This window comes from Pectobacterium brasiliense, from assembly GCF_013449685.1.
Taxonomy (GTDB): Bacteria; Pseudomonadota; Gammaproteobacteria; order Enterobacterales; family Enterobacteriaceae; genus Pectobacterium; species Pectobacterium brasiliense_A.
The window spans coordinates 31,519-46,047 of the sequence record NZ_JACDSF010000019.1 but is presented as its reverse complement, the minus strand read 5'-3'; the positions used below and the strand labels follow the sequence as shown (position 1 = coordinate 46,047).

The window sequence follows — 14,529 nt, the reverse complement described above, 5'->3', positions numbered from 1 at the left end:
TCACTCCTTTGATTAATTATTCCCTACAATGCGTAGACCAAACGCTACTGTTATTCCTCGTCATCCCCAGCCGATTTGCGTTGGCTGAGTCCATATTCCCGCAGTTTGTTGGCTATCGCCGTGTGCGATACGCCTAACCGTTTCGCCAGTTTGCGTGTGCTTGGATAAGATTGATAAAGGCGGGTCAGCACGGAACGCTCGAAACGTTTGTTGATGTCATCCAGCGAACCATCAAGCAAGGTTTCATCTTGCGGCGCATCAATCGAAAACGCTGGGAGATCGATGTCCTGCATATGCAGTTCGTTGCCTTCCAACTGCGTCAGTGCGCGATAAATAGTATTTCGCAACTGCCTAACGTTACCCGGCCAGCCATACTGCGGCAAGAAATGCTCCACATCTGCGGCCAGTTTAGGGCGAGGAATCCCCTGTTCGTCGGCAAAGCGCGCCACAAAAAGCTCGGCCAGCGGCATAATATCCGCTGGGCGCTCACGCAGCGGCGGTAACGTCAGCGAGAGTACATTGAGGCGATAATAAAGATCCTCCCGGAACTCACCGCGCTGCACCAGCTCCAACAGGTTTTTCTTAGTCGCGCAAATCACCCGCACGTCGACATGGACTTCATGATCTTCACCGACGCGGCGGAATGTCCCGTCATTCAGGAAACGCAGCAATTTGGTCTGCATCTGCGCCGACATTTCACCGACTTCATCCAGCAGAACCGAACCGCCGTTTGCCTGTTCGAAGAAACCTTTTTTGCCTTCCTGCGCGTTGAGATACGCGCCGGGCGCATGGCCGAACAGCTCGCTCTCCATCACATCATCGGGTAAGGCCGCACAGTTCAGCGCCAGGAAAGGGTTCTTGCCGCGCGGCCCGCGCAGGTGGCAGGCACGCGCCAGCATATCCTTACCCGTCCCTGTATCGCCCACGATCAGCAATGGCGCGTCCAGCATCGCTAATTTGCGCGCCTGCTCCACCACCTGACGCATTTTCGGGCTAACAGCCACGATATGATCGAACTCATTTTCATCATTCACGGCGAGGTTCTGTAACTGGCGACCCATGCGAGCGGCCGATTTCAGCATCACCAGCGCGCCCGCCGTTGCCACTTTACCGGCATCATCTTCCAGACGGACGGGCGTCATTTCCAGCAGGAAATCCTGACCGCGAATCACCGCACGCTCCGCCACGACGGCGCTGCTCTTCTCCAGCCAACTGGCGAAATTGAAACCGGGGATCATGCTGCCAATCGTCACGTCGCTGATGGTCTCTGCCGATTGTTCAAACAGCGCCAGCGCCGCGGGGTTAAACAGCTCCAGCTTTCCTTTCATATCCAGCGAGAATACGGGTTCAGGCATCGATTCCAACAGCGCATTCAACGCCCGATGCTCGCGCTCAGACGGCATGAACGCCACGGTACGCACATCGCTGACGCTGTCAATACGGCGGATTTCCGTCATCAGCAGACGGAAATCATCAAAATCGAGGGTGGCAAAATTGAGGTAGATACGACCAATAGACGCAATTTCAATGCCGCGTAAATCAATATTGCGTGACGCAAGTAGATCTAACAGTTCACGGACCATACCAATACGGTCTTCACAAATCACTTCCAGATGCATCAACGGCTACCTTCTTCAAGAGACACGATAGGGCTATTACTACTGATAATACCCTTTCGTTTGCACCGGATGAAGTAAGGTGGCAGCAAAAGTTGACACATCTGTACGTTTTTTCCACGTCAATGACGAAACGGGGTTAAGACAGCGGCGTCGTGGCCATCGCCACAATGGTTCGAATACCTTCCAGATAGTTACCGAGGCGCAAATTCTCATCAAAACTATGCTGATTATTGTCGGCATTCACCAGAGGAACGATGACGTAAGGCACTTTCAATACGCTGACCGCGCCGCTCATCGGTAACGTCCCGCCCATCATACGATTCTTATCTGGTGCGATGCCGCGCGCTGCGGTTGTCGTCGCAACCGCCCAGTGACTCAGCGGGGAATCGATCTCACTTCTGACCGCATAGGCGCTTCACCGGCAATGATATGAAAGCCTTTGCTGGCGATGTTAAGCCACGATAAAACAACGATGGCACACTGCCTGTACCATCGTTTTCAGCTCTAACGCCCTTTTTGCAGCGTTTCTTTTATCTGACCAATCAGTTCGCGGCGGAAATCGCCGAGGCGTGGTTTGTCATCCAGCCACGGCAACGGGCGGCACAGTTCCATCGCTTTGATACCCAAGCGCGCGGTCAGCAGCCCAGCACCAATACCCTGCGCAGCACGAGTTGATAGACGTGCGGCCAGATCCTGTGACATCCAATCCATGCCAATTTCCCGCACCAGCTCCGATGCGCCAGCAAACGCGATATTGACCAGCACCAGCCGAAACAGGCGAATGCGGCTGAAATAGCCGAGTTCGATGCCGTACAGCGCGGCAATACGGTTAATCAGGCGCAGGTTGCGCCAGGCGATAAAGGCCATATCCACCAGCGCCAGCGGGCTGACGGCAATCATCAAGGTGGATTCCGCCGCCGATCGGCTGATTTCACGCCGCGCCTGCGTGTCCAGGACGGGCTGAACCAGACGCGCATAAAGCTCCAGCACTTCGCGGTCATTGTGGGTTTCATGGAGCGAAGCCTGCCAGCGCTGTATCGCCGGATGGCCGCTATCCAGCCCTGCCTGACGTGCCAACTTTTCACAGAATTCGCGCCCGCGCCCCACGCCGTGGCTATGTAACAGCTCGCGAGCCACGTCGCGCTCTTCCGCCCGTTCCCGCAAGCGGTAGAGGCGTCGCCACTCGACAGCCAGCGAACCGACGCCCGCTGCCACAATCAGGCTGCCTGCGGTAATGCCGCCCAGCGCGATCCAGTCATGCTGTACCCAGGCGTTATGCAGTGACTGCACGCCCTGTGCCAGCGCGCTAACACCAAACAGCCCAATTCCCGCCATCACCATACGCCGCCACAGGCTGCGCTTAGGACGCAGCGCCGCGCTAATCGCTTCTTCCGCCGCACCTTCTTCCGGTACTTCTTCTTCACGGCTGATCGGGGAAAATGGTGTGCAGCTCTGCTCGTCAAATGCTAACCCGGCACGTAGTTGCGGCTGTGGCTCTTGCGGTGAAACGTCATCGAACGTGACGCGGGGTTTCAGTGGCTCGTTCATCGCAATTTATCCTTTAACAGAAAGTCCATGACTGTATCCAACCGGATATGTGGCAACGGCGTGTCTACCGTCATTTCTCGCGGACGAAATTGATCGAAATGGAAGCCCTGCGTTTGCCAGAATGCCGCCCCCGGTAAACGCGCAGGCACTTCACCAGGGTAGACCGTCAACGGCTGGCCGTCGCTGAGCCGATGCCCTTTCAGCGCCGGAATTTTCTGTCCCTGATGATCGACCACCCCGCTCTGCGTTGACTGGATCGACGCAATGCCTTCGCAGCGCATGTCGATGCCTTCAAACGCCGCGTTCTGCCACGCTTCCTGCACCAGTTGCTGAAGCAGCGACACCAGATTGGCGTGCTGGTCGGCGGTAATGTGATCCGCTTTACTCGCCGCAAACATCAGTTTGTCGATGCAGGGCGAGAACAAACGCCGGAACAGCGTGCGCTTCCCGTAATGAAAACTTTGCATCAGTTGGGTGAGCGCCAGCCGCATATCGTTAAACGCATGAATGCCGCTATTGAGCGGTTGCAGGCAATCGACCAGAACAATCTGCCGGTCGAAGCGTACAAAGTGATCCTTATAAAATCCTTTGACGACCGACTGACAGTAATAGTCAAAACGCTTGCGCAGCATGCCGATGTTGGTTTTTTCATCCGCCTGCGCCAGCTTAGCTTCACCGATCTGATTCACCTGCGGCCAGGGGAAGAATTGCAGCACCGGCGCGCCAGCCAGATCGCCCGGCAGCACAAATCGCCCCGGTTGAATAAAGTGCAGCCCTTCCTGTTTGCAGCGATGCAGATAGTCGGTGTAAGCCTGCGCCACCTCGGCAAGCTGGTTTTCATCCGCCGGGGCCAGCGGATCGACTTTCTCACACAACGCCAGCCAGGGTTTGGCCCACTCGGTGCGCGCCCCTTGCAGCAAACCACTCATCTGCTGCGACCAGCTCAAATACGTTTGCTCCAGCAGCGGCAGATCTAGCAGCCATTCGCCGGGGTAATCGACAATTTCCAGATAGAGCGTCGAGGTGTCTTTGAAATGACGCAGCAAGGAATCCTTAGAGCGATAGCGCAGCGCCAGACGAATCTCACTCACGCCGCGCGTCGGCGTTGGCCAAGCCGGCGGCGAACCATACAGCGCGGCCATGCCTTCATCATAAGCAAAACGCGGCACGCCCAGATCGCGCTGCGGCACACGCTTCCCCCCCAGCAAACGCTCTTCGCGCACGGGAGAAAACATCGGCAAATGCGCACCGCTGTGGGTATTCAATAATTGATTGACGAACGCGGTGATAAACGCGGTTTTGCCACTGCGGCTCAACCCAGTGACGGCAATCCGCAGGTGGCGATCCACGCCGCGATTGACCAGAGAGTTAATTTCGTTCTGTAGTCGACTCATCGAATGAACCATTACTCCTTTGGTTGAGAGATATATCGTATCAATATAATAAAGTCAGACAAACGCCTCACGCTCACGCCGATATAAGTTCAACCCCGCTCACCTATCTCATACCGTATTTTTACCGCCAAAATGTAAAGAAACGATATTTTTAAGACAACTCTTAGCAAGCAATAAGACAACTCTTAGCCAACAAATTGTTAACGTATATAACCTGAAATTGTACCAAGTAACCAATTGTTTCTGGAAACGAATGGTGTCCCAATAACAATTAATAATTCAGGTTAATTCATTATGCTACGGAATGCGTCATTCACTGACGGGTATCAATCTGCGCGTCTCAGCCCGCTTGCGCTATTTATTTTATTGACCACCTCAGCAAGCAGTTGGGCGGCAGATAATAATCTTACGCCTCTTGCCGCACCGAACCGGGTGGATGAACAGCTAAATATCAATCAGCAGGATCGCCAGCGTGCGATGCAGCAGCAATTAGCGCCGCAAACGCCTGATGTGCGTTTGCAACCACCTTCCTCATTCTTTACTAAGTTGCAATTCCCGCAGGAGCAACAGTGCTTTACGCTGTATCACATCATACTGACCGGCAAAGACGATTTCCCCTCCTGGCTGCGTATCCCACTGCAACAGCTGGCCGATCAGGGTAAAGGTCAGTGCCTGGGCGCTCAGGGTGTCAACCTGCTGATGAGCGCACTGCAAAACCGTTTGATCGACCATGGCTACGTGACCGCGCGCGTCATGGCGCCGCCGCAAAACCTGAAAACCGGCACCCTGCATATCACCCTGATTCCGGGCAAAACGCGCCAGATCAAACTGACCAAAGAGAGCGATCGCTACGTGAACCTCTGGAGCGCCCTGCCGGCGCGTGAAGGCGAACTGCTGGATTTGCGTGACATTGAGCAGGGACTGGAAAACCTGCAGCGCGTGCCCACCGTACAGGCAGAGATGGCGATTGTGCCGGGCGAACAGCCCGGTGAAAGCGACATTGACGTCACCTGGAAACAGGAAAAAATGTGGCGTCTCGGTGCGACGCTCGATGACTCTGGCACCGAAACCACCGGTCGTTATCAGGGCGGCTTGACGCTGTATATCGATAATCCCTTCTCACTCAGCGACCTATTCTACATTTCCGGCAACCATGACCTTGAATCCGGCAGCGAAAAAGGCAGCAAGAACTACATGCTGCACTATTCCGTACCGTTCGGTTACTGGATGGCGGGCGTCACCGCCAGCGGCTACGACTACAACCAGAATGTGGCGGGCGCGTATGAAGACTACAACTACAGCGGCAACAGCAAAAACCTTAACTTCCAGTTGAGCCGGGTGCTGCACCGCAGCGGCAGTCAGAAAACTTCAATGAGCTATGAAATTCTGACGCGCGAATCGCAGAACTTCGTCAACGATACCGAAGTGGATGTGCAGCGGCGTAAAACCAGCGCCTGGCGTCTGGGTCTGCAGCATCGCCACTACTTCGGCGCTACCACCCTTGATGCCGCAGTGAGCTACCAGCGCGGCACCCGCTGGTTCGGCGCTATTCCGGCGCAGGAAGAGTATTTCGATGAAGGCACCGCGCTGGCGAAAATTATCCAGTTGAATGCACAACTCGATATGCCGTTTACGCTGGGCAATCAGACCTTCCGCTACAACGTGCAGTATCTGCGCCAGATCAACCATACCAAACTGACGCCACAGGATCAGCTGTCGATTGGTAACCGCTGGACCGTGCGCGGCTTTGATGGTGAACGCACCCTGACGGCCGACAACGGCTGGTTCGTGCGCAACGATCTGGCCTGGCGCACCCCGCTCCCTAATCAGGAACTGTATCTCGGCGCTGACTACGGCGAAGTAGACGGCACGCGTGATTACCTCGCCGGAAAACATCTGGCGGGCGGCGTGCTTGGTCTGCGCGGTAACGCCTTTAACACCGGCTACGACCTGTTTGTCGGTGTGCCGTTCTCCAAACCGGAAGGTTTCCACACCAGCCCGGTCACCCTCGGTTTCAACCTGAGCTGGCAGTACTAAGGAGGCGCGTGATGAAGATTCCTGTTAATGGCTATCAGTTAACCGCCCCGCTGCTCGGCGGTCAGTTCAGCGAAGCGGAAGCGCTTGGCGCGGCGGTCTGGCTGTGGATGCATTCGGAACAGCACCGCGATATTCCGCTCAGTGTGCTGCCGACGCTGCTGCTGCCCGCGATCAAACATCAGCAGTTTGTTATTGCCAGCCGCGATGACAAGCCCCTGTTTTTCCTCAGTTGGGCGTGGATGGACGAAGAAGCGGAACAGCGCTACCTCACCGGCCCCGGCATCCTGGTACAACCGCAGGACTGGACCAGCGGCAACCGCCTGTGGTTCCGCGACTGGGTCGCGCCCTTCGGCGATCAGCTGGCATTTCGTCGCATCGTCGGCGGCACGCTGTTTCCCCACTTATGCGGCCGTGCGCTGTACCACAAAGGGGCGGAACGCGGGCAACGGGTACTGCAATTCCGTGGCGATGACGTCACCCAACAACAATTCAGACTCTGGCAGCAGAACACGCCGCTGGTTGCTTAACATCACTTTTAGCAGGGATAACTTTTCGTGAATAAGAACCTCTATCGCATCATTTTCAACAAGGCTCGCGGCCTGTTAATGGTGGTTTCCGACATCAACCGCGGCCAGGGTAAAAGCGGTGCCAACGGCGTCGGCCATACGCTGAGCCAGCTGATTGGCCGCATGAAGCCTACCGCCTTCCTGACCATGACCGCACTCGGTCTGGTCACGCTCGCGCCACAGACGCTGGCGGCCGGAATTGTCGCCGACAAGAGCGCCCCGGGCGGCCAGCAGCCGAATGTGATGCAGAGCGCCAACGGCATGCCGCAGGTCAATATCCAGACGCCGAGTGCCGGTGGTGTTTCGCATAACAAATACACCCAGTTTGACGTCGATAACAAAGGCGCCATCCTCAATAACTCGCACAAACAGGTGCAGACTCAGATGGGCGGCTGGGTGGCGGGTAACCCATGGCTGGCGAAAGGCGAAGCCAAAATTATTCTTAACGAGGTCAACTCGCGCGACCCGAGCAAGCTGAACGGCTATGTCGAAGTGGCAGGCCGTAAGGCGCAGGTAGTCATAGCCAACCCGGCGGGCATCAGCTGCGACGGCTGTGGCTTTATTAACGCCAACCGTGCCACGCTGACCACCGGCACGCCGCAGATGGCCAATGGTGAACTGCGTGGTTACCGCGTGGGCAAGGGTGAAATCGTGGTGGAAGGCGCTGGCATGGACAGCAGCCGTCAGGATTACACCGACCTGATTGCCCGCACCGTGAAGGTCAATGCCGGTATCTGGGCAAAAGATGTGACCGTCACCACCGGTAAAAACGAGGTGGCCGCCGATAACAGCACGGCCACAGCCAGCAGCGCGGCGGACAGCGACAGCAGCGACGTCAAACCGACGCTGGCGATCGACGTCGCCCAGTTGGGCGGCATGTATGCCGGTAAAATCCGTCTGGTGGCGACCGAGCAAGGGGTCGGCGTCAGCAACAAAGGGACGCTTGGCAGTCAGGCGGGTGACATCACCATTAACGCCAATGGCGATATCGTCAACAGCGGTACGGTCAATGCCGGTCAGGATCTGCTGCTGGGCGGTAAAAAAGTTGACAACAGTGGCACCCTGTTTGCCCAGCGCGATCACAGCACTACCGCCAGCGGCGAGGTGACGAATACCGGCCTTATCGCCGCCAAAGGCAATACCCATGTGCGCGGTGCCAGCATCCGCAACAGCAAAGGCGCGGCCATTGCCGCCGGGATGAAAACCGATGGCACCCTAGCCGACAGCGGCAATCTGACACTCGCCAGCGACGGTAAACTGACCAGCCGGGGTCAGGCGCTGGCCGGTGGCAATCTGAACGCCAGCGCCAGCCAGATTGATCTCAGCGGCAGCGATACCGCCGCGCATCACGCCACGCTGACCAGCAGCAGCGATATCATCACCGACGACGCGCAACTGCTGGCGAGCGGCGATTTGAAACTCTCCGCCGCCGGTAAACTCAGCAACGATCGCGGCGTGATTAACGCCAATGCGCTGCAGGTCAGCACCCCGGTTATCAGTAACCGCGGTGGTCAGTTGCTGCAGAGCGGCGACAGCGATCTGCAACTCAGCAGCGACAGCATTGATAACCAGAATGGCCGCATCGCCGCCAATGCCAAAAAATTCAGCGTACAGAGCGCCAGCCTGAATAACCAGGGCGGCACCATTATGGCGGCCGGTTCCGGCTCGCTGAATGTTGCGGCCAGCAGTGAACTGAACAACCAGAACGGTACGTTGGCCGCTGCCAACGATCTGGCGATCGCCACGCCGGTGCTGAATAACAATCAGGGACAGATCTCCGCCAATAAGCAATTGACGCTCGATCAGCAAAACAGCAGCGCCCTCGCACGCACCGCAGCCACCAGCAGCGATCTGCGTATCAGCAATGAAGGTGGCCGTCTGGTGGCGGGTCAGCAACTGACCTTCCGCAGTCGCGAGATTAATGGCAGCGGTGAAATTCTGTCGCTTGGCGATATGGATCTCAGCTTCGCGGACGGCTTCAGTAACAACAATAAAACGCTGGCAAATGGCGATCTGACGCTGAACGTCAATAACAGCCTGATCAACACGGCACTGCTTGGCGCAGGCGGTAAGCTGAATGTGCAGGCCAGCAACATCGACAACCAGACCACTGGCGAACTAAGTTCCCAACAGACCACGCTGAACGCCAGCGATACGTTGAGCAACCGTGGCCTGATCGACGGCGTGCTGACCCGCATCAACGCCAGCACCGTGAATAATATCGGCACCGGCCGTATTTATGGCGACGGCCTGGCGATCGGCGCAGCGACGCTAAATAATCTGGCGGAAAATAACAGCAGCGCTACCATCGCGGCGCGCCAGCGTCTGGATCTGGGCATCGGTACGCTGAATAACCGCGACCACTCCCTGATCTACAGCAATGGGGATATAGCCATCGGCGGCGCGCTGGATGCGGATACGCTGGCGACCGGCAAGGCAGGCGAAATTAACAACCACAGCTCGACTATCGAATCTGTGGGCAATATGGCGCTGAGCTTCACCGCGCTGAACAATATCAATGACAACTTCGCCACCAGTATGGTGCAGTTGTCGCAGCGGCAGAAAGATGAGTACATGGTGGTCGACCTGAATAATGGCGTCCACTACAGCCCTGACGACTACAACATCAGCTTCTACAAAAATGAAGTGCGCCATATCTGTATCGAAGGCGTGGTGTGTGGTCGCGACCATTACTATCAGTACAGCTATACCGAGACCATTCGCGAAGAGCAGATCGCCCAGAGCGACCCAGCGAAAATCATCGCAGGCGGTCAGATTTCGCTCTCCGGCGATAAGCTGCTGAACGACAAGAGCCAGATTATTGCCGGTGGCACCCTGCTGACGGCGGTGAAGGAACTGGTGAATACCGAAGTCACTGGCCAGAAACTGACGGAGAAAGTCGGTCAGGTCATCGAATGGGATCGTATCCATAAAAAAGGCAAAGACAGCCAGAAAGCACGCGCTTCGGCCTATACACCGCCAACGGAAATTCAGTCCATCAGCCTCAGCCCGACCGTGATGAAGGAGAATACCCAGGCGACCAGCAGCGCACCATCGCTGGCTGAGTATGCCGCACAGCGCGTGGACGTGGCCGGACAGAACACCGATGTGATTCGTTCGATGACACCGGATGCTTCCCTGCCAACCGGCAGCCTGTTCACCACCCTGCCAGATGCCACAAGCAGCTATCTGATCGAAACCGATCCGCGCTTCACCAATCAGAGAACCTGGCTGAGCTCCGACTATATGCTGCGCCAGTTGCAGACCGACCCGTCGATCACGCAAAAACGCCTCGGCGATGGTTTCTATGAGCAACGTCTGGTGCGCGAGCAGATCGTTGAGCTGGTCGGCCAGCGCTATCTCGCCGACTACACCAGCGATGAAGAGCAGTATAAGGGCCTGATGGAAGCGGGCGTCAGCTTCGCGAAGCAATTCAATCTGGTGCCGGGCGTGGCGCTCACCGCCGAACAGATGAAGCAGATCACTCAGGATATGGTGTGGCTGGTGGCGCAGGATGTGAAGATGCCGGATGGCACCACCCAGAACGTGCTGGTACCGCAGGTGTATGCACAGGTGCAGCAAAGCGATATGGACGGCAGCGGTGCGCTGCTGGCCGGTAAGAACGTCAGCATTGGCGTCAGCGGAGGCATGCTGAACAGCGGACGCATCAGCGCCACACAGCTGGTCAGCGTTTCCGGCGACGATATCGTTAACGTCGGCGGCATCATTGCGGGTAAATCCGTGTCGCTGCAGGCGACCAACGATCTCACTAACACCGGCGGTACAATACGTGCCACCGATACCCTGCTGGCGCAAGCCGGACGCGATATCACCGTTGCCAGCGAGACCAACCACGCGGAAAGTCAGAACGGCAGTAACCGCTTCAGCCGCGACAATATCGACCGCGTGGCAGGCATGTATGTGCAGGGTGACGATGGCAAACTGCTGCTGCAGGCAGGCCGTGATGTCAATCTGCAGGCCGCACAGGTGGTCAGCTCCGGTGAAAACAGCCAGACGCAGATCGCTGCTAACCGCGATATCACTATGACCACCGTCACCACCGGCAGCCGCGACAAAGTCGTGTGGGATAAAGATAACCACGTCACGCAGACGCTGACTCAGGTACAAGGCAGTGAAGTTACCAGCGACGGCAATATCTCGCTGAATGCCGGCAATAATATTAACACCCAGGCGGCGAAGCTGAATGCCGATCGGCAGCTTGCGCTGACCGCCACCAATGATATCAACCTCGGCAGCGCCAGCAGCCAGGAATATCTGGATATGAATTCCAAGGTGAAAGGTTCCGGCTTCCTGTCGAAACGCACCACTACCACCCGCGCCGGTTACGATGCCACGCTGGCAAATGGCAGCAGTCTGGGCGGGGAAAATATCTCCATCAGCGCGGGTAACAATCTGAATATCACCGGCAGCGATGTGGCGGCTGATCGGGATCTGGCACTGCGTACCGGTAACGACCTCAACGTCACGGCGGCAGAAGAAAGCCGCGACAGCTGGTCGATGAAGAAAACCACCAAGTCGGGCCTGATGAGCAGCGGCGGCATTGGCTTCTTTGTCGGTTCAATCAAAGAGAGTTCGACCTCCGATACTGCGGCGCTGACCCACAACAACAGCACGCTGGGCAGCGTCAATGGCGATACCAGTCTGGTGGCGGGCAATAATATCGCCGTGCAGGGCTCCGATGTGATCGCCGGTAACGACATCAATATGGTGGCGAACACTATCACCATTGATGCCGCGAATAATCAGAGCACCACCGACACCACCTATGAGCGTAAACAGACGGGTCTGACGCTGGCGCTGTCCGGCGCGATCGGCAGCGCGATTAATGCCGCTTACACCAGCGCGAAAGCCGCCGATGAGCAGCAGGATGGCCGTATGGCGTCACTGCAAAAGCTGAAATCCGGTCTGGCAGGCGTACAGGCCGCTCAGGCCGCGGTACTGGCTTCGCAGAATACCGCGGATCAGAATGCCATTGGCGTCAGCCTGTCGCTGAGCACCTCAAAGTCGAAGAGCGAGAGCCACAGCGAAGCGGTTAACGCTTCCGGCAGTACCGTGCAGGCGGGCAACAATATCAATCTGGTGGCGACCGGTTCAGAAAATGGCGCAGATGGCGATCTGACCATCGGCGGCAGCCAGCTGAAAGCGGGCAACGATGTGCTGCTGTCGGCGAACCGCGATATCAACCTGCTGTCGGCGCAGAATACCCAACTGCAGACCGGCAAGAACAGCAGCAGCGGCGGCGGCGTGGGCGTCAGCATCGGCGCTGGCCAAGGCGGCGCGGGGATCAGCGTATTTGCTAACGCCAGTAAAGGTTCCGGCAACGAAAATGGCGAGGGCCTGACCCACACCGAAACCACGATCGATGCAGGGAATAAGCTGACGGTTAACAGCGGACGTGACACCACCCTGCGCGGCGCACAGCTGAGTGCCGCGCAGGTGGTAGCGAATGTCGGACGTGACCTGACGCTGCAGAGTGAGCAGGACGTCAATAACTATGACTCGAAGCAGAAGAACAGCTCGGCAGGCGCCAGCTTTACCTTTGGCAGCATGACCGGTAGCGTCAGCGCCAGCGTGGCGAAAGATAAGATCCACAGCACCTATAACAGCGTGCAGGAGCAGACCGGTATCTTCGCCGGTGACGGCGGCTTCGATATCACCGTCGGCAATCACACCCAGTTGGATGGCGCAGTGATTGGTAGCACCGCCAGCGAAGATAAAAACCGTCTCGATACCGGCACGCTGGGCTTCAGCAATATCGACAACCGTGCAGAATTTGAAGTATCGCACAGCAGTGTCGGTATCAGCACTGGCGGTCTGGGCGCGCAGGATCTGCTGAAAAATGCCGTACAGAATCTGGCGGCTAATGGTCTGGGAGCGGGTGGCAGCGATGGGAATGCCTCCGGCACCACCTATGCCGCCGTTTCGCCGGGATCGCTGATTATCCGTGACCAGGCGAACCAGCAGCAGGATGTCAGCGAGCTGAGCCGCGATGTCGAGCATGCGAATCAAAGTATCAGCCCAATCTTCGATAAAGCGAAGGAACAGCAGCGTCTGAGCCAATTGCGGTTGATTAGCGATATCGCGAATCAGGCCGTCGATATTACTCTCAAGCAGGGTGAAATTATGGCTAACAGTGCCGGCATTGAAGAAGCTGGTGAGTGGGATGGTAAAGAAAAGCGTGATGTTTACTGGAATCGTGTCAAAAATACAGACGCTTATAAAAGCGTGAGTGACCAGTATAAGGCTGGAGGCGATCTTGACCGCGGAGTTCGCGCTGCTGCTGCTGCAATTACGGCTCTGGCTGGTGGCGACCCAGCGAAAGCGCTGGCCGCCGGAGCTGCGCCTTATATGGCTGGAGTAGTAAAAGGCATGACAGTAGGCTTTGATGAAGACCCGACGGCCGGTCAAATTGCAGCAAATGCTATTGGGCATGCTGTATTAGGTGGTGTTGTGGCTGAATTGTCGGGAACAAATGCTGCTGCAGGCGCCATCGGCGCGGCGAGTGGAGAACTCGCTGCACGTGCTATTCGTGAATATTTATACCCTGGTGTTAAAACGGAAGATCTCAAACCAGAACAACGTACTAAGATTAGCAATCTGGCATCGCTGGCAGGGGCTCTTGCTGGCGGACTCAGCACGGATACTTCTGCTGGCGCTGTCACTGCGCATGATTCCAGTAAAAATGCGGTGGACAACAATGATCTGTTAAGCCCTGGCATGATGTCCTGGGGTTCTGGTGCGGTGTCACTCGCCAAATATGAGATTGAGCATGGCAAAACGCCTGAGCAGGTCAGTGAATCATTACGCATCTACAACAGAGGCACCCTTTCCGAGAATCAGGATCCGGTAAGAGGATTACTGCAAGCCTGGGGCTTCTTTATGGTTAATGCCCTGACACTCGGTGGAGGGAGTACAGTGACGGGTGGAGCGATCACCGTCAATGGACTCATCGGTGGCGCAGCCAATATCAATAACCAGGTAATCACCATGAAACCGGGTGAAAGCATAAGTTACACTGACGCTTTAATTGCTACAGGCGTCAGCGCCGTCACCACAGGAAAGAGTTTCTTGGCAACCCAAGCTTGGGGGATGAGCGGAGCCTATGTTGGTAGTAAAATTAAGGGTGATAAAGATTCTACTGGGGCTGTTACCGGCGCTGGAGTCGGTAACGTTGCCGGTGCCACTACCTCGACTATTATCAGTGGCGCAGCGGGTACAAAATTGCCGAAACCTGCAGCGGACATGCTGGGGAGTACTTTTGGAGCCGCTGTTTCTGAAGGTACAGGGACGATAATCCAGAAAGCGATTGATAAGAAGCCGCAGGATCAACAAGGAAAATAAGCA

Annotated in this window: 7 protein-coding genes; 3 read left to right on the top strand and 4 right to left on the bottom strand. The window is 56.6% G+C overall.

The annotated features are described in order from the left end of the window. Positions 1–50 precede the first annotated feature (50 nt). The 4 genes from tyrR to H0248_RS09760 form a co-directional block, all read right to left on the bottom strand. On the bottom strand, positions 51–1,619 hold the full coding sequence (gene tyrR, locus H0248_RS09775) for a transcriptional regulator TyrR (protein ID WP_180785789.1): 1,569 nt from the start codon (positions 1,617–1,619) through the stop codon (positions 51–53). 136 nt (positions 1,620–1,755) lie between these two features. Then, positions 1,756–1,935: a hypothetical protein gene (locus H0248_RS09770; protein WP_240346043.1), complete on the bottom strand. Its 180-nt coding sequence runs from the start codon at positions 1,933–1,935 to the stop codon at positions 1,756–1,758. Positions 1,936–2,123: 188 nt separating this feature from the next. Beyond that, entirely contained in the window at positions 2,124–3,167 is a 1,044-nt protein-coding gene (locus tag H0248_RS09765) for a YcjF family protein (protein ID WP_180785788.1), read from the bottom strand. Further along, complete coding sequence (locus H0248_RS09760; RefSeq protein ID WP_039509632.1) at positions 3,164–4,561, bottom strand: YcjX family GTP-binding protein; 1,398 nt, start codon at positions 4,559–4,561, stop codon at positions 3,164–3,166. Before H0248_RS09760 ends, H0248_RS09765 begins: the two co-directional genes overlap by 4 nt. A gap of 294 nt (positions 4,562–4,855) precedes the next feature. Here H0248_RS09760 and H0248_RS09755 point away from each other — a divergent pair, with 294 nt between their 5' ends. Genes H0248_RS09755 through H0248_RS09745 form a run of 3 tightly spaced genes read left to right on the top strand, consistent with a single transcriptional unit; the run spans position 4,856 to position 14,526 of the window. Further along, entirely contained in the window at positions 4,856–6,598 is a 1,743-nt protein-coding gene (locus H0248_RS09755; RefSeq protein ID WP_039509633.1) for a ShlB/FhaC/HecB family hemolysin secretion/activation protein, read from the top strand. A gap of 11 nt (positions 6,599–6,609) precedes the next feature. Continuing rightward, positions 6,610–7,125 carry a toxin-activating lysine-acyltransferase gene (locus H0248_RS09750; RefSeq protein WP_039509636.1) on the top strand — a complete coding sequence of 172 codons (516 nt, stop codon included), beginning with the start codon at positions 6,610–6,612 and terminating at the stop codon, positions 7,123–7,125. Between the two features lie 27 nt (positions 7,126–7,152). After that, entirely contained in the window at positions 7,153–14,526 is a 7,374-nt protein-coding gene (locus H0248_RS09745) for a hemagglutinin repeat-containing protein (RefSeq protein WP_308415660.1), read from the top strand. Positions 14,527–14,529 lie beyond the last annotated feature (3 nt).

Excerpts from the sequence above, each read along its gene's own strand:
- H0248_RS09760 (WP_039509632.1), bottom strand. The coding sequence starts at position 4,561 with ATGAGTCGACTACAGAACGAAATTAACTCTCTGGTCAATCGCGGCGTG.
- H0248_RS09755 (WP_039509633.1), top strand. The coding sequence starts at position 4,856 with ATGCTACGGAATGCGTCATTCACTGACGGGTATCAATCTGCGCGTCTC.
- H0248_RS09770 (WP_240346043.1), bottom strand. The coding sequence starts at position 1,935 with ATGATGGGCGGGACGTTACCGATGAGCGGCGCGGTCAGCGTATTGAAA.
- tyrR (WP_180785789.1), bottom strand. The coding sequence starts at position 1,619 with ATGCATCTGGAAGTGATTTGTGAAGACCGTATTGGTATGGTCCGTGAA.
- H0248_RS09750 (WP_039509636.1), top strand. The coding sequence starts at position 6,610 with ATGAAGATTCCTGTTAATGGCTATCAGTTAACCGCCCCGCTGCTCGGC.
- H0248_RS09765 (WP_180785788.1), bottom strand. The coding sequence starts at position 3,167 with ATGAACGAGCCACTGAAACCCCGCGTCACGTTCGATGACGTTTCACCG.